This window comes from Variovorax sp. GW822-FHT04E09 (genome assembly GCF_058800845.1).
Genome location: NZ_JBXAMR010000002.1, coordinates 722,204 through 748,447 on the forward strand (window position 1 = coordinate 722,204; position 26,244 = coordinate 748,447).

At 69.4% G+C, this 26,244-nt stretch carries 20 protein-coding genes and 1 pseudogene; 17 read left to right on the plus strand and 4 right to left on the minus strand.

Annotated elements, in window-relative coordinates:
• Positions 1-68: 68 nt before the first annotated feature.
• The gene (locus AC1RL8_RS10785; protein ID WP_492685273.1) at positions 69-6,794 is read left to right on the plus strand and encodes an autotransporter-associated beta strand repeat-containing protein; all 6,726 of its coding nucleotides are present in this window, start codon (positions 69-71) and stop codon (positions 6,792-6,794) included.
• Positions 6,795-6,804: 10 nt separating this feature from the next.
• Here AC1RL8_RS10785 and AC1RL8_RS10790 read toward each other — a convergent pair whose 3' ends face one another.
• Entirely contained in the window at positions 6,805-7,851 is a 1,047-nt protein-coding gene (locus AC1RL8_RS10790) for an AraC family transcriptional regulator (protein ID WP_492685274.1), read from the minus strand.
• A 139-nt stretch (positions 7,852-7,990) separates the two neighbouring features.
• Here AC1RL8_RS10790 and AC1RL8_RS10795 point away from each other — a divergent pair, with 139 nt between their 5' ends.
• From AC1RL8_RS10795 to AC1RL8_RS10820, 6 genes are read left to right on the plus strand one after another with little or no spacing between them, the layout of a single operon-like run.
• Complete coding sequence (locus AC1RL8_RS10795; RefSeq protein ID WP_492685275.1) at positions 7,991-9,550, plus strand: long-chain-fatty-acid--CoA ligase; 1,560 nt, start codon at positions 7,991-7,993, stop codon at positions 9,548-9,550.
• Positions 9,551-9,601: 51 nt separating this feature from the next.
• A complete protein-coding gene (locus AC1RL8_RS10800) occupies positions 9,602-10,786 on the plus strand; it encodes a lipid-transfer protein (RefSeq protein ID WP_159272320.1) in 1,185 nt (394 codons plus the stop codon).
• 14 nt (positions 10,787-10,800) lie between these two features.
• On the plus strand, positions 10,801-11,241 hold the full coding sequence (locus tag AC1RL8_RS10805) for a MaoC family dehydratase N-terminal domain-containing protein (protein ID WP_492685276.1): 441 nt from the start codon (positions 10,801-10,803) through the stop codon (positions 11,239-11,241).
• A gap of 14 nt (positions 11,242-11,255) precedes the next feature.
• Positions 11,256-11,672, plus strand: a complete 417-nt coding sequence (locus AC1RL8_RS10810; RefSeq protein WP_492685277.1) for a MaoC family dehydratase — start codon at positions 11,256-11,258, stop codon at positions 11,670-11,672.
• 37 nt (positions 11,673-11,709) lie between these two features.
• On the plus strand, positions 11,710-12,540 hold the full coding sequence (locus AC1RL8_RS10815; RefSeq protein WP_492685278.1) for an SDR family NAD(P)-dependent oxidoreductase: 831 nt from the start codon (positions 11,710-11,712) through the stop codon (positions 12,538-12,540).
• Between the two features lies 1 nt (position 12,541).
• A complete protein-coding gene (locus AC1RL8_RS10820) occupies positions 12,542-13,330 on the plus strand; it encodes an enoyl-CoA hydratase/isomerase family protein (protein WP_492685279.1) in 789 nt (262 codons plus the stop codon).
• A 21-nt stretch (positions 13,331-13,351) separates the two neighbouring features.
• Here AC1RL8_RS10820 and AC1RL8_RS10825 read toward each other — a convergent pair whose 3' ends face one another.
• Together AC1RL8_RS10825 and AC1RL8_RS10830 are read right to left on the minus strand one after the other, a co-directional pair.
• Positions 13,352-14,269, minus strand: a complete 918-nt coding sequence (locus tag AC1RL8_RS10825; protein WP_492685280.1) for a DUF2167 domain-containing protein — start codon at positions 14,267-14,269, stop codon at positions 13,352-13,354.
• A gap of 80 nt (positions 14,270-14,349) precedes the next feature.
• Positions 14,350-14,772, minus strand: coding sequence for a cupin domain-containing protein (locus AC1RL8_RS10830; RefSeq protein ID WP_492685281.1), 423 nt, complete (start codon positions 14,770-14,772; stop codon positions 14,350-14,352).
• 106 nt (positions 14,773-14,878) lie between these two features.
• Between AC1RL8_RS10830 and AC1RL8_RS10835 the strand changes: the two are divergent.
• The 10 genes and pseudogenes from AC1RL8_RS10835 to AC1RL8_RS10880 form a co-directional block, all read left to right on the plus strand.
• A pseudogene (locus AC1RL8_RS10835) lies at positions 14,879-15,058 on the plus strand (ArsR/SmtB family transcription factor); the annotation flags it as partial.
• A gap of 149 nt (positions 15,059-15,207) precedes the next feature.
• On the plus strand, positions 15,208-15,690 hold the full coding sequence (locus AC1RL8_RS10840; protein ID WP_492685282.1) for an SRPBCC family protein: 483 nt from the start codon (positions 15,208-15,210) through the stop codon (positions 15,688-15,690).
• Positions 15,687-16,961, plus strand: coding sequence for an RNA polymerase sigma factor (locus tag AC1RL8_RS10845; protein ID WP_492685283.1), 1,275 nt, complete (start codon positions 15,687-15,689; stop codon positions 16,959-16,961). Before AC1RL8_RS10840 ends, AC1RL8_RS10845 begins: the two co-directional genes overlap by 4 nt.
• 72 nt (positions 16,962-17,033) lie before the next feature.
• Positions 17,034-17,414: a YciI family protein gene (locus tag AC1RL8_RS10850; RefSeq protein ID WP_492685284.1), complete on the plus strand. Its 381-nt coding sequence runs from the start codon at positions 17,034-17,036 to the stop codon at positions 17,412-17,414.
• Complete coding sequence (locus AC1RL8_RS10855) at positions 17,411-17,779, plus strand: YciI family protein (protein ID WP_095744823.1); 369 nt, start codon at positions 17,411-17,413, stop codon at positions 17,777-17,779. Before AC1RL8_RS10850 ends, AC1RL8_RS10855 begins: the two co-directional genes overlap by 4 nt.
• Positions 17,776-19,359 (plus strand): MFS transporter, encoded by a 1,584-nt coding sequence (locus AC1RL8_RS10860; RefSeq protein ID WP_492685285.1) that lies wholly within the window; start codon positions 17,776-17,778, stop codon positions 19,357-19,359. Before AC1RL8_RS10855 ends, AC1RL8_RS10860 begins: the two co-directional genes overlap by 4 nt.
• Positions 19,360-19,413: 54 nt before the next feature.
• Positions 19,414-19,599 carry a hypothetical protein gene (locus AC1RL8_RS10865; RefSeq protein ID WP_062475744.1) on the plus strand — a complete coding sequence of 62 codons (186 nt, stop codon included), beginning with the start codon at positions 19,414-19,416 and terminating at the stop codon, positions 19,597-19,599.
• Between the two features lie 33 nt (positions 19,600-19,632).
• Complete coding sequence (gene aroC, locus AC1RL8_RS10870) at positions 19,633-20,745, plus strand: chorismate synthase (protein WP_492685286.1); 1,113 nt, start codon at positions 19,633-19,635, stop codon at positions 20,743-20,745.
• The gene (locus tag AC1RL8_RS10875; RefSeq protein ID WP_492685287.1) at positions 20,745-21,938 is read left to right on the plus strand and encodes an MFS transporter; all 1,194 of its coding nucleotides are present in this window, start codon (positions 20,745-20,747) and stop codon (positions 21,936-21,938) included. The genes aroC and AC1RL8_RS10875 overlap by 1 nt, the downstream gene beginning before the upstream one ends.
• 105 nt (positions 21,939-22,043) lie before the next feature.
• Complete coding sequence (locus AC1RL8_RS10880; RefSeq protein ID WP_492685288.1) at positions 22,044-24,203, plus strand: LamG-like jellyroll fold domain-containing protein; 2,160 nt, start codon at positions 22,044-22,046, stop codon at positions 24,201-24,203.
• Between the two features lie 222 nt (positions 24,204-24,425).
• Here the strand turns inward: AC1RL8_RS10880 and AC1RL8_RS10885 are convergent, their stop codons facing one another.
• Positions 24,426-26,243, minus strand: a complete 1,818-nt coding sequence (locus AC1RL8_RS10885; protein WP_492685289.1) for a TonB family protein — start codon at positions 26,241-26,243, stop codon at positions 24,426-24,428.
• Between the last annotated feature and the right edge of the window lies 1 nt (position 26,244).

Here is a 26,244-nt window from a genome sequence, read left to right on the forward strand (position 1 = left end):
ATAAACGTTTACTGACGGTTTGCCCATTTTTGGTGCATCCGGCCTCTCATTTCAAGGTTTTTCTCCCCATGAACAAAGCACATCGCAGCCTCTGGAACTCGTCGTTGGGGGCCTGGGTGGCTGTTTCCGAGAACACCCACGCCCGCGGCAAGAAGAGCCGCCGGGCGGTGGCGCGGGCGGCGGGCGCGGCGTCGCTGCTGATGCTGGCCGGGGGGGCGTTTGCGGGGGGCGATGGGGGTGGAGGGGGCTACCTTGGCAACGGTAGCTATGGTGCAGGGCGCACGGCGGGCAGCAGCACGACCGGTGAAGGCGGTCATGGCGGGCAGGGCGACATATCGGGCGCGGGGGCCGCCGGCGGCAGTCTCGGAGCCGATGGGGGTAACGGCACCTCGGCCTCATTGAGTTCGAACACGCCTGACGGCAGCGGCGGCGGCGGTGGCGGTTCTGTCCGAACGGGTTCCGGGCCAGTCACCTCCACGATCAAGGCCGGCAGTGGCGGCAATGGAGGGGCGGTCCTCAATAGCAAGGTGGTCGGAGGCGGCGCTGGCGGCGGTGGTGGTGGCGGCAGCGTGCTCGCCACCCAGTCGTTCAAAGTCGAGGCGACTGGGGTGCTCGTCGGTGGCAATGGCGGCAAAGGTGGCGACGTGCTCGCGGGCAATCAATCGCTGACGGGGGCCGGTGGCGGGGGCGGCGCGGGCGTGCTGGTAGTGCCTGTGGGCGGCGTGACGATCACCAACGCCGGCTCGATCACGGGCGGAAACGGTGGCAAGGGGCTGGCTCTCGGTGACGGCGCCGCGTTTTACGGCGGTGCGGGCGGCAACGGCGAAGGCGGCGCACAGGGCGGCACCCACACGGGCGCGCATGCGCAGGGCGGCGCGGGCATCGTCGGCAGCCATCTCACCATCGTCAACAGCGGCATCATTTCCGGTGGCGTTTCAGGCGACGGACTGACCCGCGCCAATTCGCTCCAGCTGGGCGGCAGCAACAACTCGCTCACGCTCCAGGCAGGCTCGGTGCTCAACGGCAGCGTGGTCGCCCAGGGCACGGGCAACACGCTGCGCCTGGAAGGTACGAACATCGAGGGCGACGCGTTCCAGGGCTTCTCGAGCATCCAGGCCGCCAGCGGCAGCCGGTGGACGCTGACAGGCGCGTTCCTGCCCACGGGCGACCTCACGGTCACCGTCGACGGCACCGGCCCAATGCCTGCGCATCTGGCCATGAACGGCGTCATCTCCGGCCCCGGCAGTCTCACGGCCGACGGCGGCGGCACGCTGGCGCTGGGCGGTCCCAACACGTACGCCGGCGGAACCACGATCAAGACAGGCACCACGCTGCAGATCGGCACGGCCGGTGCGCTCGGCGCCGGTACGGTCACGCTCGACGGCGGCAAGCTGACCGCCACCTCGAGTCTCCACCTGACCAACCGCCTGGACTTCGCCGGCGGTCAGCGAAGCACAGTGGCTGCCGCCAGTGGCCAGGCGTTCGGTATCGGCGGTGCCCTGAACCTAGGCGCTGGGGCGACTGTCGTCTTTGGCAGCGCCGCCGAAAACGGCACCATCCGTCTGAGTGGCGGCGGCGGAGGCAGCCTCTTTTCGGATGCCGCGATCGTCGTGGCCGGCGGCACGCTGCAGGCGGCAGACGTCTTTTTCCTTGGGTTCTTCTTGTCCAACGTGGCTTCCACCACGGTGGATACCGGCGCCACGCTCGACCTGAACGGCTCTAATGTCACCCTCCGCAACCTGCAGGGCGCCGGAACGCTGAACACCCAGACCGGCAACGGCCCGACCCAGACCACGACGGTAGAGTCCGGCGCGTTCTCGGGCGCGATCACCGGCACGGGCCAGCTCGTGAAAACGACGGCGGGCACGCTGACCCTGACGGGCGCCAGCACCTACACCGGCGGCACGACCATCAGCGCGGGGACGCTGCAGATCGGCGACGGCGGCAGCCTCATCGGCAACGTGGTCGACAACGGCACGCTGGCTTTCGACCGCACCGACAGCAGCACCTTCTCCGGCGCCATCAGCGGCTCGGGCGACGTGACGAAATGGGGCACCGGCACGGTCACGCTCTCGGGCAGCAACACCTACCAGGGCGGCACCACCGTTCGCGGCGGCACGCTGCGCTCAGGCGCCGCATCGGCCCTGTCGCAGAACACGGCGTACACCGTGCTTGGCGGCGTGCTGGACCTGGGCAGCTTCAACCTGCGTGCATCCAGCCTGTCGGGCACAGGGGGCGCCGTTCAGCTGGGCAGCGCCACCCTGGCCGTCGGGTCGGCCAACGCCAGCACCACCTTCGCAGGCAGCATCGACGGCACGGGCTCGCTGGTCAAGGAGGGCTCGGGCACCTTGACGCTCTCGGGCCCGAACACCTACATCGGCGGCACGACGGTCAGCGCGGGCACCTTGCAGATCGGCAGCGGCGGCAACAACGGCAGCATCACCGGCAACGTCACCAACCAAGCGGCGCTGGTCTTCAACCGCGCCAACGGCGCCGCGTTTGCGGGCAACATCAACGGCACGGGCAGCGTGACGAAGACCGGCGCGGGCACGCTGGTCTACACCGGCAGCGCCACGCACGCTGGTGGCACCACCATCGACGGCGGCACCCTGCAGATCGGCGATGGCGGCACCGTCGGCAGCCTCACCGGCAACGTCAGCAACCACGCGGCACTGGTCTTCAACCGGTCGAACGATGCGGCCTTCGCGGGCGACATCACCGGCGGCGGCAGCGTGATGAAGACCGGCACGGGCACGCTGGTCTACACCGGCAACGCCACGCACACCGGTGGCACGACCATCGACGGCGGCACCCTGGAGATCCGCGACAGCGGCAGCATCCTCGGCCACATCGCCAACAACGCCGCGCTGGTGTTCAACCGCAGCGCCGACACCACCTTCGCCGGCAACATCAGCGGCTCCGGCAGCCTCCTGCAGAAGGGCGCGCGCAAGCTGACGCTGACCGGCGACAACACCTTCACGGGCACCACCACCGTCATGGCCGGCAACATCCTGCAGATCGGCGCGGGGGGCACCACCGGCAGCATCGCGGGGAACATCAGCAATGACGGCGACCTGGTCTTCGACCGCGCGGACAGCCTGAGCTACGCAGGCGTCATCAGCGGCACCGGCACCCTGTCCAAGAACGGTGTGGGCGTGCTGGAACTGACGGGCGCCAGCACCTACAGCGGCGCAACCGAAGTCAACGCCGGCACGCTGCGCGTGAACAACACCACCGGCAGCGCCACGGGAACGGGCCCGGTGCTCGTCAAGAACGGCGCCACGCTCAGCGGCGGCGGCACCATTTCGGGCCAGGTCACCATCGCCAACGGCGCAACGCTGGCACCGGGCAGCAACCTCGGCACGCTGACCACCGGCATGCTGCGCTTCGACCCGGGCGCCTTCCTGAGCTACGAGCTGGGCCAGGCGGGCACGGTAGGCGGTCCGCTCAACGACCTCGTCAAGGTCAACGGCGGCCTGGTGCTCGACGGCACGCTCAACGTGGCGCAGGCCCCCGGCGGCACCTTCGGGCCTGGCCTGTACCGCCTGATCAGCTACACCGGTTCGCTGATCGACAACGGCCTGAACATCGGCACAGCGCCCGCAGGCACGGCGGCTGGCGACCTGCACGTGCAGTCGTCGGTGCTGGGCGAGATCAACCTGATCAACAGCAAGGGCGTGTCGCTCAGCTTCTGGGACGGCGCGGGCGGCGATGCTTCCACCTACAACGACGGCACGATCAGCGGCGGCTCCGGCACCTGGCGCATCGGCCGCTCCGGCCTCAACGACCCGTCCGACAGCTGGACCGGCGCCAACGGCAAGACCAACACCGGCTGGAAGCAGAACCAGTTCGCGCTGTTCGGCGGCGCGGCCGGCACGGTCCGGGTGGACAACACCGGCGGCGCCATCAGCATCGATGGCGCGCAGTTCTCCACCAGCGGCTATGTCGTCACCGGCGACGCGCTGACGCTGGGCAACGCCAACACCGTCATCAAGGTCGGCGACGGCACGGCCTCGGGGGCGCAGATGCAGGCCACCATCGCATCGGTGCTGAGCGGCGCGGGCGGCCTCACGAAGGACGACCTGGGCACGCTGGTCCTGAAGGGCGCCAACACCTACACCGGCGGAACGCTCGTGCGCACCGGCACGCTGCAGGGCGACACCACCAGCCTGCGCGGCCCCATCGTCAATGACGCCCGGGTGGCCTTCGACCAGGTGGCCAGCGGCAGCTTCGCGGGCACGATGAGCGGCACGGGCAGCCTGCGCAAGATCGGCAGCGGCGAGCTGCTGCTCACGGCGGCCAACAGCTACAAGGGGGGCACGCAGGTCGATGGCGGCAGTTTGAACGTGGGCGCCACCGGCGCGGTCGGAACCGGCCCGGTGTCGGTGAGCGGCGGTGCTGGTTTGATCTTCAGCGGCAGTGCGCAGGCGGAAAGCCTGCAGATCACGGCGGGCAATGTTCCGCAGGCCAGCGGCGGCTTCGTCCAGTTCCAGGACAACGCCTCGGCCGGCAGCGCGATGCTCGTTGCGGGCGCCACCGGCTCGATCGAATTCCGCGGCAACGCGACCGCCGCCAACGCCACCATCGAGAACCGCGGTGGCGAAGTCACCGTCTCGTCCGATGCCACCGCAGGCAAGGCCCACATCACCAACTTCGCCGGCGGCTGGACCAACCTCTGGGACAAGGGCTCGGCCGGGCAGGCGACGATCGTCAACGAGGACCGCGGCACGTTGGACATGCAGCATGACGCGACGGCCGCTCAGGCGCGCGTGGTGAACAAGGCGGGCGGCACGGTTCGCATCGCCCGACTCTCTGGTGCTGGTACGAGCATCGGCGCATTGGACGGGGCGGGCCGCGTGCTGCTTGGCGCCAAGGCGTTGACAACGGGCGCTCTCAACACCGACACGGAAATCTCGGGCGTGATCTCCGGCGTCGGTGGCTCGCTCGTCAAGGTCGGCACGGGCACGCTCACGTTGTCGGGCGAGAACACCCACACCGGCGGAACGGCGCTGCGTCAGGGCCGCCTGAACGTGGGCCACAGCCAGGCGCTGGGCACCGGCACGCTCTCGATGGACGACGACACCACGCTGGGCTTCAGCGCGGACGGCCTCACGATCGCCAACACCATCAAGCTGACGGGCAACAACGACCCGGTCATCGACACCGGCGCGTTCAGCGGCACGCTGAGCGGTGCGATCAGCGGCGGTGGCTTCATCACCAAGCAGGGCACGGGCACGCTGACGCTGTCGGGCGCCAACACCTACACCGGTGCGACGAACGTGGCGCAGGGCACGTTGAAGGCCGGCGCGGTGAACACGCTGAGCGCGGCTTCTGCGCACAGCGTGGCCACAGGTGCCACGCTCGACCTGGCGGGCTTCAACCAGACCGTCGCGTCATTGGCCAACAGCGGCACTGTGTCGCTGGCCGGCGCGACCGCAGGCACCACGCTCACGGTCAAAGGCGCCTACGTCGGCACGAACGGCGTGCTGAAGCTGAGCACGACGCTCAACGGCACCGGCCCCTCGGACCGCCTCGTGCTCGATGGCCCCACCGCCATCGCCAGCGGCAAGACCCAGGTGCAGATCGGCAACCTCGGCGGCCTGGGCGCACTCACGAGCGGCAACGGCATCGAGGTCATCACCGCACAGAACGGCGCGACCACCACCGCGCAGACCACGAAGGACGCCTTCTCGCTGGCCGGCGGCCATGTCGACGCAGGCGCCTACGAGTACCGCCTGCACGCCGCCGATGCGAGCGGCGCGGGCGAGAACTGGTACCTGCGCTCCACCACCGACGCGGTGTCGCCGGGTCAACCGGTGGGCCTGCCCGTCGTCACCTACCGTCCGGAGGCCGCGCTGTACGCCGCGTTGCCGGGCCAACTGCGCCAGGGCAACCTCGCGATGCTGGGCGATGTGCGCAAGCGCGTGGGCGACGACGATGTGAAGGGCACACCGAGCGGATCGGACCGCCGCGCCTGGGCCCGCGTGCTCTCCACCGACATCGACATCCAGCAGGGCGGCACCGTCTCGCCCACCAGCAAGGGCCGCCTCACCGGCTTCCAGGCCGGCACCGACCTGCTCGCCACGCCGAACTGGCGCGCCGGCCTGTACGTGGGCCAGCTCGACGGCGATGCCCGCGTGAGCGGCTTTGCCAGCGGCATCCGCCACCTCGCCGTGGGCCGCAACGACCTGCGCAGCCAGTACGTCGGCGTGTACGGCACCTACACCGCCGACGGCGGCTTCTATGCCGATGCCGTGGTGCAGTCGGGCCGTCACCGCTACACGGTCGAGCCGATGCTCGGCGCCGGCGTGGGCGGCAAGGGCCACAGCCTGCTGGGCTCGATCGAAGTGGGTCAGGCCTTCGCGATCGGTGGCAGCGGCTGGCGCATCGAGCCGCAGCTGCAGCTGATCCACCACCACATGGACCTGGGCAATGCGGCCATCGCCGGCGCCATTGCGCAGCCGCAGGCCGACAGCGGCTGGATCGCCCGCGCGGGCGTGCGGGTCAAGGGCCAGCTCGACACCGGCCTGGGCGTGCTGCAGCCCTATGGCCGGGTCAACGTCTACAAGACTTCGAGCGGCACCGACATCGCGCGCTTCGTGAACGGCGCGACCACGACCGACATCGCGGCACCGACCGGCGGCACCAGCACCGAACTCGCGGGTGGCTTCACGCTGGCCCTGAGCCAGACGACCAGCCTGTACGGTGAAGTCGGCAAGCTGTGGTCCTCGGGCGGCGATGCCAGGGTGAAGAGCTCGGTCAATGGATCGCTCGGCGTGCGAGTCAAGTGGTAGGCGGGTAGCTTCAAGCCTCGGGGTCCGAGTCCGGCTCCGGATTGGGTCGCCTTCGATACGACCCCGGCGCCCCACCGGTCCAGGTCTTGAACGCGCGCTGGAACGCCGCGCTGTCCGAAAAGCCCAGCTCCTCGGCCAGTGCCGCCAGTGGCACGGTGCTGGTGTTCAGGCGCACGATGGCCACGTCGCGCCGCAGCTGGTCCTTGAGCGACTGGAACGAGGTGCCCTCGGTGGCCAGGTGGCGCTGCAGCGTGCTCACCGACATGTGCAGGCTGCGCGCGGCCGTGGCCAGGTCGGCCCAGGCCGGACGGTGCTGTTGCAGCACGGTGCGCACGCGCGCGCTCACGGCCAGTTCGCCCAGCGGCGGCAGGATCACGTGGGCCGGCGCGGCGGCCAGAAAGTCGCGCATGGCCCGCGCGTCGCGGCGGATCGGCGTGGCCAGCGCGCTGGCGTCGAACCACACGGCCGACAGCGGCTGGCCGAACTGCAGCGGCGCGGGAAACACCTTGTTGTAGCGCGCCGCGTAGGGCGGCTGCTCGAAGCCGAAGTCGAAGCGACGCGCCGTCAGCCGGCCGCCGTGCAGCCAGGCAAAGAGCCGCCAGTACACGCGCAGCATCAGCTCGTGCAGGAAGTTCAGCGGCGCGCTCGGCATGCCCTGCACCCGCAGGCCGAAGCCCGCGAGCGGCCCTTCGTGCAGCAGCACCATCTCGAGGTCGTCCTGCAGCAGGCTGAAGGTGCGGGCCACGCGCCGCAGCGCCACTTCGAGGGTGGGCGCGCCCATCGTGGCGCGGGTCATGAGCGCGAAGCTGCCGCAGCGCAGGCGGCGCGACAGGAAGCACAGGGCCTCGTCGTCCAGCCGCTCCATCAGCAGCGCGAACAGCGCCACGTACTGCTCGGCCGTGACGCGCGCGCCCGGTGCATCGACCAGGGCGGGGGCGATGCCGGCGTCCTGCAGCGCGGTGTCGATGCAGATGGGCGCGTTGTCGCCGCGCGCGCGCACGCCCGAGAGCATGCCCTGGACGAACACGATCGGGATGGTGACAGGCGGTTGCAGCATGCGTGAGCGGATCAGACCCGACGGCGGCGCGGGTGTCGATTGAGGTTTTCTGCCATGCGGGCGATGCGAAGCGCAATCGCCGCGGCACGGCGCGGTTTCTACCATGCGCCTACACAAGAACCGAACGGAGACAACCGCCATGTACCAGACCCAGTCGCTGCACCGCAGCGTGCAGCAGCACCCCGACCGGATCGCCGTGCGCGCCGCCGGCCGCACCCTGAGCTTTCGCGCCTATGCCGAGCGCGTCGCGCGCCTGGCGGGCGCCCTGCAGGGGCTCGGCATGCAGGCGGGTGACCGCGTCGCCATGCTGGCGCTCAACTCGGCGCGCTACCTCGAATACCAGATGGCCGTGCCCTGGGGCGGCGGTGTGCTCAACCCCTGCAACATCCGCTGGTCGGCGGCCGAAATCCTGTATTCGCTCGAGGACTCGGGCTCTTCGCTGCTGCTGGTGGACGACACCTTCCGCGCGGTGGTCGAGCAGATGCGCGGGCAGGCGAGCAGCCTGCGCGAGGTGATCTACTGCGGCGACGGCCCGACGCCGCCCGGCATGCACGGCTACGAGGCGCTGCTGGAGGCCGCTTCGCCCGTGCCCGACGCCGGCCGCCGCGGCGAAGACCTGGCCGGCATCTTCTACACCGGCGGCACCACGGGCTTTCCCAAGGGCGTGATGCTGAGCCACACCAACATGGGCAGCTCGGGGCTGGCCCTGCATGCCGAAGGCCTGGCCGCGCCCGACGGCTGCTACCTGCATGCCGCGCCGATGTTCCACCTGGCCGACATGGGCCTGGCCGCGCCGCATTGGCTGGAGGGCAACACGCACGCGATCATTCCGGCCTTCAGCCCTGAAGCGGTGCTGAACGCCATCGAGCAAGACCGCGTCACGCACGCGCTGCTGGTGCCCACCATGATCCAGATGCTGGTCGACCATCCGGCGATGCGCGAGCCGCGCGACCTCAGCAGCCTGAAGTGCATCACCTACGGCGCCTCGCCGATCTCGGAGGCGGTGCTGACCCGCGCGATGGCGGCTTTCCCGGGCGTGGACTTCGTGCAGGCCTACGGCATGACCGAGCTGTCGCCGCTGGCCACCGTCAACCCCGCGCGCAACCACACGCCCGAAGGCCAGCGCCGGGGCAAGCTGCGCTCGGCCGGCCGCGCCAGCTACTGCACCGAGGTGCGCATCGTCGACGCCGAGGGCGTCGAGGTGCCGCGCGGCACCGTGGGCGAGGTCGCGGTGCGCGGCCCCAACGTGATGCAGGGCTACTGGAACCAGCCCGCGCAGACGGCCGCGGCCGTGCGCGGCGGCTGGATGCACACCGGCGACGGCGCGTACATGGACGACGACGGCTACATCTTCGTGGTCGACCGCCTGAAGGACATGATCATCAGCGGCGGCGAGAACATCTATTCGGCCGAGGTCGAGAACGCCATCAACCAGCACCCGGCCGTGGCGGCCTGCGCGGTCATCGGCATCCCCAGCGAGGAGTGGGGTGAGGCCGTGCATGTGGTGCTCGTGCTCAAGCCGGACCAGCAGCTGGCGGCCGACGCGCTCATTGCGCATTGCAAGACGCTGATCGCGAACTACAAATGCCCGCGCAGCGTGGCGGTGGTCGAGGCGCTGCCGCTGTCGGGTGCGGGCAAGGTGCTCAAGACCCGGTTGCGCGAACCGTTTTGGCAAGGGCGCCAACGAAGCGTAGCCTGACGGTTTTCGAACTCTCTCTTACTTTCCATTCATTCATTTCAGGAGCCCCCCATGAGCCAGGATGTCCACGTCGTCGGTGTCGGCATGATCCCCTTCACCAAGCCGGGCGCGAACCAGCCCTACCCGCAGATGGCCGCGCACGCCACCAACGCCGCCTTGAAAGACGCCGGCATCGGCTACGAGCTGGTGCAGCAGGCCTACGTCGGCTACGTGTACGGCGATTCGACCGCCGGCCAGCGCGCGCTGTACGAAGTGGGCATGACCGGCATCCCGGTCGTCAACGTCAACAACAACTGCTCCACCGGCTCGACCGCGCTGTTCCTAGCGCGCCAGGCCGTGGCCAGCGGCGCGGCCGACTGCGTGCTGGCGCTGGGCTTCGAGCACATGAGCCCCGGTGCGCTGGGTGCGGTGTTCAACGATCGCCCGAGCCCGTTCGATCACTTCGAATCGATCACCGACGAGCTGGTCGGCAACGAGCAGGTGCCGCTGGCGCTGCGCTACTTCGGCGGCGCCGGCCTGGCGCACATGCAGCAGTACGGCACGCAGATGTCGACCTTCGCGAAGATCCGCGCCAAGGCCAGCCGCCATGCGTCGAACAACCCGGTGGCGCTGTTCCGCACCGTCGTCACCGAAGACGAGGTGATGGCCGCGCCCGTGATGTGGCCCGGCGTGATGACGCGGCTCATGGCCTGCCCGCCGACCTGCGGCGCCGCAGCCGCCATCGTCTGCTCGCCGCGCTTCGCCGAGCGCCACGGGCTGGACCGCAGCGTGCGCATTAAGGCGCAGGCCATGACGACCGACCGCGCCATCACTTTCGAGGCGCGCGACATGCGCGAGGTGGTCGGCTTCAGCATGGCACAGGAGGCGGCGCAGAAGGTGTACGACGCGGCCGGTGTCGGCCCGCAGGACATCGACGTGGTCGAGCTGCACGACTGCTTTGCGCACAACGAACTCATCAGCTACGAAGCGCTCGGCCTGTGCCCGGTGGGCGGCGCGGAGAAGTTCGTGGTCGATGGCGACAACACCTACGGCGGCAAGGTCGTCACGAATCCGTCGGGCGGCCTGCTGTCGAAGGGCCACCCGCTCGGCGCGACGGGGCTCGCGCAATGCACGGAGCTGGTCCAGCAGCTGCGCGGCACGGCCGAGAAGCGCCAGGTCGAAGGCGCGCGGATGGCGCTGCAGCACAACCTCGGGTTGGGCGGCGCCTGCGTGGTCACGCTGTACGAACGCGTCTGAGGGCAGGGCCACCCATGATCGACAAGAAATGGATCGGCCGCGAACTGCCCGCCTCGGTGCTGCCCATCGAGCGCAGCCGGCTGCAGTTCTTCGCCAAGGCCATCGGCGAGACCGACCCGGTCTACACCGATGCCGCCGCCGCGCGCGATGCAGGCTACCCCGACCTGCCCGCACCGCCCACCTTCCTGTTCGCCGCCGAGCTGGACTCGGGCGCCTCGGACCAACTGCTCACCGACCTGCAGATTCCGTTGTCGAAGCTGCTGCACGGCGAGCAGAGCTTCAGCTACCACCGCCCCGCCTGCGTGGGCGATACGGTGACGGTGCGCTCCACCGTCAGCGACATCTACGACAAGAAGAACGGCGCGCTCGAGTTCGTGGTGAAGACCTCGCGCGCCACCAACCAGCGCGACGAACTCGTGGCCGAGCTGCGCACGGTGATCGTCTGCCGCCACTGAAGAAAGAACCTGCGATGACCCTCCGCTACGACACCGTCCAGGTCGGCGACGAACTTCCCGCGCTGCAACTCCCGCCGGTGAACCGCACGACGCTCGCGCTCTTCGCGGGCGCTTCGGGCGACCACAACCCGATCCACATCGACACCGATTTCGCGCGCAAGGCCGGCATGCCCGACGTGTTCGCGCAGGGCATGCTGGGCATGGCCTGGCTCGCCCGGCTGCTCACGCAGTGGGTGCCGCAGGCGCAGCTGCGCCGCTTCGACGTGCGCTTCCAGGGCATCACGCACCTGGGCCATGCCGTGCGCTGCACCGGCCGCGTGGTCGAGAAGCTGGAGCACAACGGTGAGCGCTGCGTGCGCGTGGAAGTGCTCAGCGCCAACCAGCACGGCCAGACGCGCATCGCGGGCGAAGCCCTGGTGGCGCTGCGCTGACCCCTTGAACGAACGAAAGAAAGAAGAGAGAAGAGACATGACACCCAAACTCGAAGGCAAGGTCGCCCTCATCACCGGCTCGGGCCGCGGCATCGGCCGCGCGATCGCGCTCAAGCTGGCCAGCGAAGGCGCACGCGTCGTCGTCAACGACCTCGACGCCGAACCGGCCGACGAAACCGTGCAGGCCATTCGCGCCGCGGGCGGGCAGGCCGTGGCCTGCGTCGGCAGCGTGTCGGCGCCGGACTTTGCCGAGCGCTTTGTCGGCACGGCGGTGAGCGAGTTCAAGGGCCTGGACATCATCGTCAACAACGCCGGCTACACCTGGGACAGCGTGGTGCAGAAGATGACCGACGAGCAGTGGTACGCCATGATCGACGTGCACCTGACGGCGCCGTTTCGCATCCTGCGCGCCGCGCAGCCCGTGATCCGCGCGCTGGCGAAAACCGAGGGCGAAGCGGGCCGGCGCGTGGTGCGCAAAGTGGTCAACATCTCGTCGGTGGCCGGGCTCTTCGGCAATGCGGGGCAGGCCAACTACTCGACCGCCAAGGCCGGCATCGTCGGCATGACGCAGACGCTGGCCAAGGAGTGGGGCCGCATGAACGTCACGGTGAACTGCGTGGCCTTCGGCTTCATCCAGACGCGGCTCACGGCCAGCACGGCCGAGGCCACCACGGCGAACATCGAGGGGCGCGAGATCAAGGTCGGCGTCAACCCCGGCCTGCTGGCGATGATGGAACAGTCGATCCCGCTGGGCCGCGGCGGCACGCCCGAAGAGGCGGCCGGCGCGGTGTACCTGCTGTGCGCGCCCGAGTCGGATTACGTGAGCGGCCAGACGCTCATGTGCACCGGCGGGCTGACGGGGATCTGAGATGCAGTTCGAAGAAGGCATTGCCTGGGGCGTGCAGGACGGCATCGGCCGCATCGTGCTGAAGCGGCCCGAACGCGCCAACTCGGTCTCGCTGGCGAGCAGCCATGCGCTGGCGCAGGCCATCGACGAGGTGCTCGAAGCGGCGCCGCGCGCCATCCTGCTGACCGGCGAGGGGCGCGTGTTCTGCGCGGGCGGCGACATCGACAGCTTCGTGGCGGCGGGCGACAAGCTGCCCGAGCTGGTCGACGCCATCCTCGACCGGCTGCATCCCGCGCTGCTGCGGCTGGCCCAGAACCCGGCGCCGCTGGTGGTGGCGGTGAACGGCACGGTCGGCGGTGCCGGCGTGGGGCTGGCGCTGTGCGGCGACTTCGTGCTCGCCACCGAGTCGATGAAGCTGCGAACGGGCTACGCGGCCATCGGGCTGTCGCCGGACGCGGGGAGTTCGTATTTCCTGTCGCGGCGCATCGGGCCGGTGCGCGCGCAGCAATGGCTGATGCTGAGCGACCCGATCGACAGCGCGCGCTGCCTGGCGGCTGGCGCGGTCGATGCGTTGTACCCCGATGCCGAGCTGGCGGCGGCTGCGGAAGCGCTGGTGACGCGGCTGGCGAACGGTGCCACCGCATCGTTCGCGGGCATCAAGGCGCTGTGCGGTGGTGCCACCGCGCGCCCGATCGAAGAACACTTCGAGATGGAACACCGCCTGCTGCGCCAACGCGCGGGCAGCGCGGATGGGCGCGAAGGCGTGAAGGCCTTCACCGAGAAGCGCGCACCGCGCTTCTCGGGCCGCTGAGCGCGGTGGGCTGCTGCAGGCTCAGCTCTTCTTCTTGAAGAGCTTCGTGAGGCCCCACAGCGCCGCGCCGCCCGCCACCACCGCGACCTTCGCGAACTTGGCCAGGAAGGCGAGGGCGACCGCGAACAGGCCCAGCTTCTTCGCGGCGGCGCCGGCCACCAGCGCGGCCAGGCCGTAGGCGGCGACCTTGTCGGTCGATGCGTTGAAGTCCGCGTACTTCTTGCCGTCGTCGTACTGCAGTGCGCCGAGCAGCTTGGTGGCGTCGGGCTTGTACTTCTCGAGGTCGTTCGCGTTGGTGATGAGGTTCAGGCTCAGGTAGCCCTCGCGGCCCAGCGCGTAGGTGTTGTAGTTGACGCCGGGGTTGCCGCCGTCGCTGCCCTTCTTCTTCGACAGGGCCGACCACACCAGCCGGTGCGTCGCGGCGTCGTACTGCGGCTTCTGCGCCCAGCCCGTGACCTCGATGCCCGGGATGCCGCGCTTGGCGCGTTCCTCGTTCGCGGCCTCGGTGCCTTCCTTCAGGCTCGTGAGCAGTTCGTCGGCGTTCCAGTCCTTGGCGTCGTCGTCCTTGATGTAGCCCTCTTTCACGAACTTCACGACCGCCATCCAGTCGCCGTCGTCGGCGGGGAAGATCGCGCCGATGAAGGTGTCGTCGGTGCGGTTGCCCATGCTGCGCATGAGCTGCGCGGCGGCGGGTGTCGGCACCCAGACGTAGCCGGCGGGCAGCTTCAGGTGGGCCTGGTCGCGCAGCGTGATGTCGGCGGGGCCGGCTTTCTGCACGGCCTTGGCGGCCTTGAAGGCGGCTTCCTGCTCGGCTTCGAGCGAGCTCGCGGTCGAGGTTGTGGACGCGGTGGTGGGGGATGCGGCGTTGCTGAGGTTGGCGCACGTCAGGGCGCACGCGAACAGCAAGCCGGCCGTCAGGCGGGCAGTATGAATACGCAAGTTCTCTCTCCTCGGTTGTTGTCGTTTCTGGTGAGACGCGAGGAGTTTATCGGCGCGCGAAGCCGCGCCGGCCGTGGGTTTCAGGGCCAGGGCGTGGGCGGCGGAATCTCGCACACGGGCTCGACGTCGATGCTCTTGAAGTCGGCCGGCGAGACGATTTCCAGGTACTCCATGTCGGGCGAATAGTCGAAGAGAAAGTGGCGGATGCCGGGGCGCTGGTGCACCACGTCGCCGGCCTCGACGTGCGTCTCCTTGTCCTCGTACATGAAGCGGGCCCAGCCCTTGAGCATGATGACGATCTGGAAGTCCGCCTCGTGGCGGTGCCAGCCGGTGCCCGCTTCCGGTGCCATGTTGGCCTTGACCAGGTGCGCGATCACCTTGCCGTGCGTGGCGGCCGCAATGCCGAGGTCGCGGTACAGGAAGAAGTCTCGCAACCCGCCCGAGACGTACGCGGTGTCACCGGGCTTGACGTGGGAGAACTGGGTGGCGGTTCGGTCCAGCATGGGCGCTCCTTCGCGGGGGATGATGCTGCGGCGCAGCATGCATAAACCGTTCCTGAGCGAGGTCCATGGCTTGACGGCTCTCGGGCCGCTCCAGATACTCAACCGCATGGTTCACTCAGATGCCCTGGACGCCGTGTTTGCGGCCCTGTCCGACCCGACCCGCCGCAGCGTGCTCGAAGCGTTGGGTGAGGGCGGCCTCAGCGTGACCGAGCTCGCCGAGCCGCACGGCATGTCGCTGACCGGCTTCATGAAGCACCTGCGCGTGCTCGAAGGCGCCGGCCTCATCTCGCGCACGAAGGCGGGCCGCGTCGTGCGCTGCGAGCTGTCGCCGGGCCCGATGCAGGAGGCTGCCGTGTGGCTCTCGCGCTACGAGAAGTTCTGGACCGGCCGCCTCGATGCCCTGGCGCGCTTTCTCTACCACCAGGAGGACACCGAATGGCGAAACCTTCCCCCGGCCCCACCGCCGGCCCCGGCACCGATCGCCCCTCGCTCACGCTCCGCCGGCACTTCCGCGTCAGTCCCGCCAAAGTCTGGCGCGCGTGGACCGACCCGCAAGCGCTGAAGCACTGGTTCGGCCCCGCGGAAATCGTCGACGTGCCGCTGGCCGAGGTCGACCTGCGCGTGGGCGGGCGCTTTCGCGTGACCATGTTGGCGGCCGACGGCGAGACGCACGACGTGAGCGGCACCTACCTGGAGGTCGTGCCCGAGCGCCGGCTGGTCTTCAGCTGGGCCTGGCGCAGCACGCCCGAGCGCGAGTCGCGCGTCACGGTGCAGCTCGAACCCGACGCGGGCGGCTGCGAGCTCGTGCTCATGCACCAGCAGTTCTTCGACGAAGCGGCGCGCGACGGCCACAACCATGGCTGGACCGGCTCGCTCGTCAAGCTCGAAAGTTGGCTGGCCGGCGGCGACACCGGGTGACCGAACAACCGACGGCGATCGCCGACACGCTCGACGCGATCTACCGCACCGAGTCGCGCCGCATCTTCGCCACGCTGGTGCGGTTGCTGGGCGACTTCGACCTAGCCGAAGAAGCCCTGCACGACGCTTTTCGCGCCGCGCTCGAGCAATGGCCGCGCGAAGGCGTGCCGGCCAACCCGCGCGCCTGGCTGGTGTCGGCGGGGCGCTTCAAATCGATCGACGGCATCCGCCGGCAGGCGCGCTTCACGGCGTGGGACGACGCCACCGCCCACACCGACACGCTGGCCGACCCCGCGCCCGCCTGGCACGAGGCCGACCCCGATGCCGACGCGCTCGAGGACGACCGCCTGCGCCTGGTCTTCACCTGCTGCCACCCCGCGCTCGCGCCCGACGCCCAGGTGGCGCTCACGCTGCGCGAGGTCTGCGGGCTGGCGACCGAGGAGATCGCGCGCGCCTTTCTCGTGCCGGCGCCCACCATCGCGCAGCGCATCGTGCGGGCCAAGGCGCGCATCCGCGATGCGGGCATTCCGTACCAGGTGCCGGGCCTGGCCGAGCTGCCCGAACGGCTCGATGCCGTGCTGCGCGTGGTGTACCTCGTGTTCAACGAAGGCTACGCGGCCTCGTCGGGCCGGAGCGTGACGCGCGCCGACCTCTCGGCCGAAGCGATCCGGCTCGGGCGCTTGGTGGCCGAACTGCTGCCCGACCCCGAGGCGCTGGGCCTGCTCGCGCTGATGCTGCTGCACGACGCGCGCCGCACCGCGCGCACCTCGGCGCAGGGCGAGCTCGTGCTGCTCGACGCGCAGGACCGCGGCCTGTGGCACCTTGGGCAGATCGGGGAGGGCGCGGCGCTGGTCGAGCGCGCGCTGCTGTCGCGCCGCTTCGGCCCGTACACCTTGCAGGCCGCCATTGCCGCGGTGCACGCCGAAGCACCCGAGGCCGCCGCCACCGACTGGCCGCAGATCGTCGGCCTGTACGACGTGCTGCTGCGGCTCGACCCCTCGCCCGTGGCCGAACTCAACCGCGCGGCGGCCGTGGCGATGCGCGACGGGCCGGCGGCCGGGCTGGCGCTGATCGACGCGCTGCTCGCGCGCGGCGAGCTGGCGAAGTACCACCTGGCGCACGGCGCGCGTGCCGAACTGTGCCGGCGCCTGGGCCGCACCGACGATGCACGCGCGGCCTACCTGCAGGCACTGTCGCTGGTGCGGCAGCAGCCCGAGCGGCAGTTCCTGGAGCGGCAGCTGGCCTCGCTGCCGGACACGAAAAATTTTTGACGCCCCTTGTCGATTCCGGCCGTCGCCGTTCGACCAGTGATGTCCTCACTCACATCTGCAAGGAGATTCCGCATGAAATACCTCTGCCTCGTTCATTGCGACGAAGCGGTGCTTCGCGCGCTGCCGCCCGACGAGCGCCGCGCGCTCAATGCCGATTCGATGGCCTACGACCGCGTGCTCGAAGCCGCTGGCCATTTCATCGCCGCCGAGGCGCTGAGCCCGGTGCGCGCCGCCAAGGTCGTGCAGGTGCGCCAGGGCCAGCGCTCGCACGTCGACGGTCCGTACGCGGAAGCCCGCGAGCAGCTGTGCGGCTTCATCCTGGTCGAGGCGCGCGACCTGAACGCCGCGATCCAGCTGGCGGGCCGCATCCCGATGGCGCGCTACGGCGCCATCGAAGTGCGTCCCATCGACGTCATGGAAATGATCGAAAACCCCGAGGGGAATGCCGCATGAGATACCTTTGCCTGATCTACGGAACCGACGCGCAGACGAGCCACTTCTCGGCGCAGGACATGGACCACTACATCAACGAACACATCGACTACGACGCCCACCTGCAGGCGCTCGGCAAGCTCGTCGTGGCCGAGGCCTTGCAGCCGGCCGGCACGGCGGTCACGGTGCGCATGCGCAACGACAAACTCTCGGTCACCGACGGGCCGTTCGCTGAAACCAGCGAGCAGCTGGGCGGCTTCTACCTGGTCGAGGCCGACAGCGAAGAAGAAGCGCTGCAGCTCGCGGCCGGCATTCCCTCGGCGCGCTTGAGCAGCATCGAGGTGCGCAAGGCCTGGTCGGCAAGCGACAGCGGAGCCGGCCCATGAGCGGCGCACTCGACCGGGCGGCACCCGCCCGCGCCACGGCGCGCGAATGGACGGGGCTGGCCGTCATCGCGCTGCCCTGCATGCTCTATTCGATGGACCTCACGGTGCTGAACCTGGCGATCCCGTCGATCAGCGAAGACCTCAAGCCGACCGCCTCGCAGCTGCTGTGGATCGTCGACATCTACGGCTTCTTCGTGGCCGGCCTGCTGGTCACCATGGGCACGCTGGGCGACCGCATCGGGCGGCGCCGGCTGCTGCTGATCGGCGCGGTGGCGTTCGGCGTGGCCTCGGTGCTCGCGGCCTTCTCGACCAGCGCCAACATGCTGATCGCCACGCGCGCGCTGCTGGGCGTGGCGGGGGCGACGCTGGCGCCGTCCACGCTCTCGCTGATCCGCAACATGTTCCTCGACCCGGCGCAGCGCACCGTGGCCATCGGCGTGTGGATCTCGAGCTACTCGGCGGGCGCGGTCATCGGCCCGGTGCTGGGCGGCGTGCTGCTGCAGTTCTTTCCGTGGGGCTCGGTGTTCCTCATCGGCGTGCCGGTGATGGTGCTGCTGCTGGCGCTCGGCCCGTGGCTCTTGCCCGAGTACCGCGACCCCGACGCGGGCGCGCTCGACCTGGCCAGCGTGGCGCTCTCGCTGGGCGCGGTGCTGGCCGCCATCTACGGCATCAAGCAGGTGGCCGAGCACGGGCCCGACGCGGTGTCGCTGCTGGCCATCGCGGTCGGTGCGCTGCTCGGCTGGCTGTTCGCGCGCCGGCAGGGACGGCTGGCCAATCCGATGATCGACCTGCGCCTGTTCCGGCTGCCGGCCTTCAGTGTCTCGCTGGGGGCCTACATGCTGGCCTGCTTCGTGATGTTCGGGCTCTTTCTGTACAACGCGCAGTACCTGCAGCTGGTGCTCGGCCTGCCGCCGCTGGCGGCGGGCCTGTGGAGCATGCCGGGCGCCGGCGCCTTCATCGTCGGCTCGATGATCGTGCCCGCGCTCACGCGGCGCCTGTGCCCGGCCTACGTGATGGGCGGCGGACTGGGCGTGGCGGCGCTGGGCTTCGGCATGCTGGTGCTGCTGCCGGCGCAGGGCGGTCTGGCCTGGATGGTGACGAGCGCGGTCATCTCCTCGCTCGGCCTGGCGCCGGTGTTCACCCTGGCCACCGACCTGGTCGTGGGCAGCGCGCCGCCGGAGCGCGCGGGCGTGGCCTCGGCCATCTCGGAGACCAGCTCCGAGTTCGGCGGAGCGCTGGGCATCGCCATCCTCGGCAGCGTCGGTGCGGCGATCTACCGGGCGGCCATGGCCGACGCCGTGCCGGCCGGGCTGGCCGGTGCGGCCGCGGTCGAAGCCGCCCGCAGCACGCTGGGCGGGGCGGTCGCGCTGGCCGGGGAACTGCCCGGTACCACGGGCGCCGCACTGCTCGACGCCGGGCGCGAGGCGCTATTGCGCGCCCTGCGGCTGGTGGCCGGCCTGTGCGCCGTGGTGCTGCTGTTCGTCGGCGTGCTGGTGGCGGTGCGCCTGCGCGGCGTGGGCGCGTCGCATGCGGAGGAAGGCGTCGTACCCCCGGGCGGCGCCGCATTGCCGGAGCGTTGACGAGCCTCCATACTGGGGCTTCCACGACGCATCCCACGACCGAACGGAGGCCCCATGAGCAACGAACTGCGCAAGAAGCTGCATGACCTGGCGGAACTGTCCGACAGCACCTCCGATCCGCAGACCAAGGCCATCGTCGAGGCGATCCGGCTGCAGACGGCGGTGTTGAACGAGCGGCTGTTCAGCATCGAGCTGCAGCTCGGCGCGCTCGCCAAGCGCATGGAAAACACCACCGACTGAGTCGGCTGCTGCTTTGTGGGGATAATCCCCGCCATGAGCGGCAACACCTTCGGAACTCTCTTCGCGGTCACCAATTTCGGCGAGTCGCACGGCCCGGCCATCGGCTGCGTGGTCGACGGCTGCCCCCCGGGCATGGCCCTGAGCGAGGCCGACATCCAGGGCGACCTCGACCGCCGGCGCCCCGGCACCAGCCGCCACGTCACCCAGCGCAACGAGCCCGACGCGGTGCAGATCCTGTCCGGCGTGTACGAGGGCAAGACCACCGGCACGCCCATCGCGCTGCTGATCCAGAACACCGATCAGCGCAGCAAGGACTACGGGCAGATCGCCCAGCAGTTCCGCCCCGGCCACGCCGACTTCACCTACTGGAAGAAATACGGCATCCGCGATCCGCGCGGCGGCGGGCGCTCCTCGGCACGGCTCACAGCGCCCATGGTCGCGGCCGGCGCGGTCGCCAAGAAGTGGCTGGCCGAAAAATACGGGATGGTGTTCCGCGGCTGCATGACGCAGATCGGCGAGATCGCCATTCCCTTCGAGAACTGGGACCACGTCCCCCACAACCCCTTCTTCGCCCCCATCGCCGACGTGAGCGCGCTGGAGGACTACATGGACCGCCTGCGCAAGGCCGGCGATTCGTGCGGCGCGCGCATCCGCGTCACCGCCACCAACGTGCCCGTGGGTCTGGGCGAGCCGCTCTTTGACAAGCTCGACGCCGAGATCGCCTACGCCATGATGGGCATCAACGCGGTGAAGGCGGTCGAAATCGGCGCCGGCTTCGACAGCGTCACGCAGCGTGGCACCACGCATGGCGACTCGATCACGCCGACCGGCTTCCTCAGCAATAACGCCGGCGGCATTTTGGGCGGCATCAGCTCGGGGCAAGACCTCGAGGTGAGCATCGCGATCAAGCCCACCAGCTCGATCATCAGCCCGCGCCAGTCGATCGACGTGAACAACAACCCCGTCGAGGTCATCACCAAGGGCCGCCACGACCCCTGCGTGGGCATCCGCGCCACGCCCATCGCAGAAGCGATGCTCGCGCTGGTGGTGATGGAACACGTGCTGCGCAACCGCGCGCAGTGCGGCGACGTGAACCCACCCGTCGAGAAGAGCGAAGCTGCGTCGCCGCAGTCGTCTTTCCTGTAGTGTCTGCCGCGCCACCTGTGGCCGCTGGACGCGGCCACCTGTTGGCGTTCGCTGGCCTGTCGGCCAGCTACTTCGCGCACATCGGTTTCTTCAATCCTTACCTGCCGCTGTGGCTCAAGGATCTGGGCCTGCCGATCTTCACGATCAGCCTGCTGGCCTCGGTGCAATCGATCACGCGCGTCTTCGCGCCCTATGCCTGGGGCGCGCTCAGCGACCATACCGGCCAGCGCGTGAAGCTGCTGCGCTTCAGCGCCGCGGTGGCGCTGGCCAGCTCCTTCGGCCTGTGGTGGCACGGCGGCGCCTGGTGGCTCGCGCTGGTGCTGCTCGTGATGTTCACGCACACCAGTTCGATGATGTCGCTCACCGAAGCGGCCATGGCGCAGATCGTCGCGGGCGACTGGGGGCGCTACGGGCGCATCCGCCTGTGCGGCTCGGCCGGCTTCCTGGTCACCGTGTTCGTCGCGGGCGAGTGGTTCGAGCGCTTCGGCATGAAGCACTTTCCGTACTGGGCCGCCGGCACGCTGGCCGTGGTGTTGCTCGCGACGATGAAGCTGCCCGACCTGCGCGAACCGCCGGCTGCGCACGACGCCGTGAAGGAGCCCATCGGCCCCGTGCTGCGCATCCCTGCCGTGCGATGGTTCTTTGCGTCGCTGTTCTTCCAGGTGATGTCGCACTTCTCGGTGTACGCGTTCTTCTCGCTGTACCTCGATTCGATCGGCTACGGCAAGAGCACCATCGGCCTGCTGTGGGCGCTGTCGGTGGTGGCCGAGATCGTCTGGTTCTTCCTGCAGGGCCGGCTCATCGGCTTGTTGCCGATGCCGCGCTGGATGCTGGTGTGCGGCATCGCCGGCGTGGCGCGGCTCGGCCTCACGGCCGGGCTGGGCGGCTTCGTCGCGGCGCTGGTCATCGCGCAGTGGCTGCATGCGCTGAGCTTCGCGGCGCACCACACGGCCTGCATCGCCGTGGTGTCGCGCCGCTTCCCCGGCCACCTGCGCGGACGCGGGCAGGCGCTGTTCACGGTGATCGGCTACGGCTTCGGCGGTGTGCTGGGCGTGTTGCTCGGCGGCGCGGTGGCGCAGGAGCTGGGCTACCGCACGATGTTCGCGCTGGCGGCGCTGCTGGCGGTGGCGGGGACGTTGTGTGCGTGGCGGATGGTGATGCACGAACCGTCGGGGCGCGCGGCCAAGGCCTGAACCGGGTTCAGGGGAGGGCGCTTCGGGGGCGAAGTGTCATGGGCCGTACATGACCGAGTCATGGCCGCGACCTACGCTGGGTGCTTCCCAACGTTTTCTCTTGTCATGTCCGATTCCGTCGATCCGCGCGGCGCACGCGCGCTTCCGCTTTCCCCGTCTTCTTCTTCCCCCTCCGCTCCCGACACCGAACGCGTCCCGCAACGCCGGCAGATGCTCAAGCTCGGCGCCTCCCTGCTCACCGTCGGCGGCAGCAGCGCCCTCATCGCTGCCTGCGGTGGTGGTGGCGGCGGCAGCGCCGGCTTCGGCCCGCTGCCGGCCCCCGCACCGGCGCCCAACCCGCCCGCGCCGGAACCCGTCGTGAGCAAGCGTTCGAGCTTCGCGCTGGCCGTGATGCCCGACACCCAGTTCTACGCGCGCTACGCCACCGCCGCCGAGAGCGACCAGTACGACAAGCGCTTCGGCAGCGCGCCTTTCGCGGCGCAGACGAAGTGGATCGCCGCCAACGCCAAGGCACTGCATATTCCCTTCACCATCCACCTCGGCGACGTGGTCGACCAGGTCGGCAAGCCCGACCAATGGAAGGTGGCCGATGCCGCCATGAAGGTGCTCGAGGACGCGAAGCTGCCCTACAGCGTGCTGGCCGGCAACCACGACGTGCTGAACGACGTCGACTACGGTGTCGACCCCGTCAACGGCACCGACGCCGCACGCAACCTGGCCGCCGAGCCCTACCTGCAGTGGTTCGGCACCGAGCGCGCGAAGAAGCAGGCCACCTTCGGCGCACGCGACACCAGCGGCTTCCACGAGTACCACGTGTTCGAGGCGCAGGGCCAGAAGTTCATGGTGCTGTCGCTGTCGTGGCGCGTGTCCGACGCGGGCATCGCATGGGCGCGGCAGGTGATCGCGAAGAACCCGACGCTGCCCGTGATCCTGGTCAACCACCAGCTGCTGAACATCGCGCCCGATGGCACCAGCCCGCTGGAAACCGACTACGGCAAGATGCTGTGGGAGAAGCTGATCCGGGACAACGACCAGATCTTCATGACGCTCAACGGCCACCACCACGGCGCCGCGCACCTCACGAAGACCAACGACTTCGGCCACAAGGTCGAGGAGATGGTGGTCGACTACCAGATGGCCTACCAGGGCGGCAACGGCCTGATGCGCCTGTACGAGTTCGACCTGACGAACAAGCAGATCAAGGTGCTGTCGTTCTCGCCCTGGGTGCCGCAAAAGCCCGCTGCCACGCTGAACGCCTTCGACCAGGCCGTGCTCACCACGCCCAACGAGGCCTTCACCATCGAGATGGACTTCGCGCAGCGCTTCGCGGGCTTCAACAAGGGCTTTGCCGCGGGCGAGGCCACGGTCGAGCAGTCGCTGGTCGAGCAGGCGAAGGCGCTGATCCTGGCCAACTACAAGGACCCGGAGGCCACTGTGCAGCGGCCCGCCGCCGATGCGGAGGACTACCCCAAGGTCGCGAACACGCTGGCTCATTGGCGTTTTGTCGGCGGCGTGGTGAACCAGCCGGTGCTGCCGGGCACCGTGATCGCCGACGTGACGGGGACCAATCCGCTGCGTCGCGATGCCCTGAACCAGAACGGCGTGGTGGGCGCGGCCGACGGCGACGTCGTGTGGACCGACGACCGCCACCGCCTCTCGGCCGCGCCGGGCTCGGTGCGCTTCCTGAACACCAACAAGGCGCGGATGAGCTACTTCCTTACCGAGGCCTCGGCGCCGATCAATGCGCAGACGCTGGACAACGGCTACACCGTCGAGGCCTTCGTCAAGATCGACAAGAGCTGGACCAGCAAGCTGCACGCGTGGATGAACATCATGACGCGCGACGGACGCCGCGGCGACCTCGCGGGCTACACCGGCGATGACGGCGAATCGCCGCCGATGCTCTTCGCCATCTCGAGCCTGCGCGAGGTGCAGTGGGAGGTGGTGCCGAACACCACGGGCACGCGTTCGGCCAAGGCCAACTGGTCGGGCGAGGTGCTCGCCGACCGCTGGGTGCACATCGCCATCGTCAACGACCCGGTGTCGCACGACACCACGATGTACGTCGAGGGCGCCCCGGTGCTGCGCAACTCGGCGGCCGTGCCGGGCCTGGCCACGCTGAAGGCCACCGCGCCCTGGGTGGTGGGCGGCGGCTCGTGGGACGGTACGCGCGCCGACGGCTTCTTCGGCCACATCGGCGAAGTGCGCGTGGTGGCGGCGGCCCTGGCGCCGTCGCAGTGGCTGACGGCGCGCAGGGCGGCTTGAGTTTCTTGGCTTCCCGCGCCGTTGGCACGGGAAGCGCGTCTCAACGGCGACGGTCGGCAGCCGTCGTCAGATGACGCGAACGCCCAGCGCAACCACCGCTGCAGCGAACAGATGGCCAGGACCGGTCGGCAAGCCTGGCTCGGCCAGCTTCCTGCGCAGCACGCGCAAGCCGATTTCACGGTGTACGGCGGGTTGAGGGCGATATGCCCGGCGCGATGCGTGTCATTGAACCTTGGGCCGCAGCCCCAGCACCATCTTCGGCGGCACCGTGCCTTGCTCGGTCAGCGGCATGTGGCCAGTCTTGTGGATGGCACGCAGCGCGGCGGCATCCCATTCGGGCACGCCGCTGGCCCTGGAGAGGTTCGCTGCAAGGATCTTGCCGTCGGCCGCAAGGTCCAGCGTGTACTCGACCAGCGGATTTCCTGGAACCTCCTTGGTGAACAGGATGTTGGGTCTCACGGCGGCGGTCACGGCGTCGCCGTAGTTCCGCTTGCTCTCGGGTCTCGTTGAAGTGGCTGACCCTGACGCGACGTCGCTCAACACGAAATTGATCGAGGCCTTGTACCAAGCCGCCACGGTGCGCCCGTTCATGCTCTTCATGGGAACGACTTGGGCCCCTCGCACGGCATCGATGGCCGCAGCATCGAGCCGCGCGAATCCGGAGCTTTGCAACACGGTGGCATCGCTGACCGACCCCGTAGGCTGGACCATGACCTTGAGCACCACGCGGCCCTGTTCGCCGAGCCGCTTGGACATGGTCGGGTAGGCGACATGAGGCTGCTTGGTGTATTGCGCCACCGGCGGGTCGGGCTCGGTTGCCGGGCGTTGAGCGCTCGGGGCATTGGTGCCGGTTTTCCCGTTAACGGGTGCTTGCAGGGCTGGCCAACGGGCTGTTGCGTCGTTCGCGCTGGAGTCCGGCAGCCCGGAGAGCGATGGCGGCGAAGACTGCGAAGTTGGCAGCTTGCGTATCGCTTCCGCCATCGCCGCCGCCCCCGCGCGGGCTGCTGCCGCATTTGCTGTCGCGGTGCCCTGGTTCCCCTCGCCGGTGGCCACTGTCCTCAGCAGAAAGATCAGTATCACCGCCCCACAGAAGGCCACGAACCATGCCGTCATCTGTGAAGCGGTGATTGAACCGCTGTGCGCGCTCGCCATCGATGGCTGGTTCTGCACTGTCGAGCGCGCGAGGTCGGCATTGCGTTCACGCCAATGTTCGATGTTGGCCGTGTCCATCGTCAGCCGTAGCCACGTCGGATAGGTATGGGCAGCGTGCATTACACGCCCCAGGCCCAACGCCAGGGCTTGCGGCCCGGGGTCGGCGGTGTGGCGCAGCAGCTCCAGGTATTGACGTTGCGTATCGCGATCGGCTGGCGATTGCTGGGCCTGCGCGTCTTGCTCGACGATGGCGCGGTCGACCAGGTGGCCGGCCTGTCCCAAGCGCAGCAGCCTGGCCGAATCGGTACGCCAATCGAAGACCACGAGCGCCGCCTCGAACAGGTACTCGTGGCCCGGCCGCCAGCCGCAGGCGAGCAGGTGGGCGATATTGGCCTCGAAGAGAACGCGGGCGTCCATGTCGAGCAGGCGAGGGTCTTCGAGCGTGGCTTCCAGCAACACGGTGGCTTCTCGAACCGTCTGCAGCGGGTCCTCCTGCAGCCGGGTGTCGAGTGCGACCATGATGTCGCGCACGCTGTCATGGCGCGGCACTGTGCGATCGGCGTCAGCGGCCGGTGGCAGCGAGGGCGCGTGTTCGTCGTGCGTCGCGGGAGCGGGGACGGTGACAGGCTGGGGCTGTGGTTGCGCGACGCCCCCGCTCGTCTGTGCGTTCGCCGTCGCCGCCTGGATTTCCTGCGCTGCTTCTGCCTCCCGCACATGCCGGGCCCAGTACAACGCCGCTTCATATGCCTCTCGCAGCCGCTGGAACCGCTCCGCTTGCGTCTCCTGGTCGATCTTCTTCAGTTCGACCGCATAGGCGCGCCGGACCGCACGCTCGTCGGCATCCGGGCGCAGCCCGAGTTCGAGCAGGAAGCCTGGGACTTCGGTCATG

What these genes read in the sequence shown, in the direction of transcription:
- AC1RL8_RS10785 (WP_492685273.1), top strand. Translation starts at nt 69, where the DNA reads ATGAACAAAGCACATCGCAGCCTCTGGAACTCGTCGTTGGGGGCCTGG.
- AC1RL8_RS10790 (WP_492685274.1), bottom strand. Translation starts at nt 7,851, where the DNA reads ATGCTGCAACCGCCTGTCACCATCCCGATCGTGTTCGTCCAGGGCATG.
- AC1RL8_RS10795 (WP_492685275.1), top strand. Translation starts at nt 7,991, where the DNA reads ATGTACCAGACCCAGTCGCTGCACCGCAGCGTGCAGCAGCACCCCGAC.
- AC1RL8_RS10800 (WP_159272320.1), top strand. Translation starts at nt 9,602, where the DNA reads ATGAGCCAGGATGTCCACGTCGTCGGTGTCGGCATGATCCCCTTCACC.
- AC1RL8_RS10805 (WP_492685276.1), top strand. Translation starts at nt 10,801, where the DNA reads ATGATCGACAAGAAATGGATCGGCCGCGAACTGCCCGCCTCGGTGCTG.
- AC1RL8_RS10810 (WP_492685277.1), top strand. Translation starts at nt 11,256, where the DNA reads ATGACCCTCCGCTACGACACCGTCCAGGTCGGCGACGAACTTCCCGCG.
- AC1RL8_RS10815 (WP_492685278.1), top strand. Translation starts at nt 11,710, where the DNA reads ATGACACCCAAACTCGAAGGCAAGGTCGCCCTCATCACCGGCTCGGGC.
- AC1RL8_RS10820 (WP_492685279.1), top strand. Translation starts at nt 12,542, where the DNA reads ATGCAGTTCGAAGAAGGCATTGCCTGGGGCGTGCAGGACGGCATCGGC.
- AC1RL8_RS10830 (WP_492685281.1), bottom strand. Translation starts at nt 14,772, where the DNA reads ATGCTGGACCGAACCGCCACCCAGTTCTCCCACGTCAAGCCCGGTGAC.
- AC1RL8_RS10840 (WP_492685282.1), top strand. Translation starts at nt 15,208, where the DNA reads ATGGCGAAACCTTCCCCCGGCCCCACCGCCGGCCCCGGCACCGATCGC.
- AC1RL8_RS10850 (WP_492685284.1), top strand. Translation starts at nt 17,034, where the DNA reads ATGAAATACCTCTGCCTCGTTCATTGCGACGAAGCGGTGCTTCGCGCG.
- AC1RL8_RS10855 (WP_095744823.1), top strand. Translation starts at nt 17,411, where the DNA reads ATGAGATACCTTTGCCTGATCTACGGAACCGACGCGCAGACGAGCCAC.
- AC1RL8_RS10860 (WP_492685285.1), top strand. Translation starts at nt 17,776, where the DNA reads ATGAGCGGCGCACTCGACCGGGCGGCACCCGCCCGCGCCACGGCGCGC.
- AC1RL8_RS10865 (WP_062475744.1), top strand. Translation starts at nt 19,414, where the DNA reads ATGAGCAACGAACTGCGCAAGAAGCTGCATGACCTGGCGGAACTGTCC.
- aroC (WP_492685286.1), top strand. Translation starts at nt 19,633, where the DNA reads ATGAGCGGCAACACCTTCGGAACTCTCTTCGCGGTCACCAATTTCGGC.
- AC1RL8_RS10880 (WP_492685288.1), top strand. Translation starts at nt 22,044, where the DNA reads ATGTCCGATTCCGTCGATCCGCGCGGCGCACGCGCGCTTCCGCTTTCC.
- AC1RL8_RS10885 (WP_492685289.1), bottom strand. Translation starts at nt 26,243, where the DNA reads ATGACCGAAGTCCCAGGCTTCCTGCTCGAACTCGGGCTGCGCCCGGAT.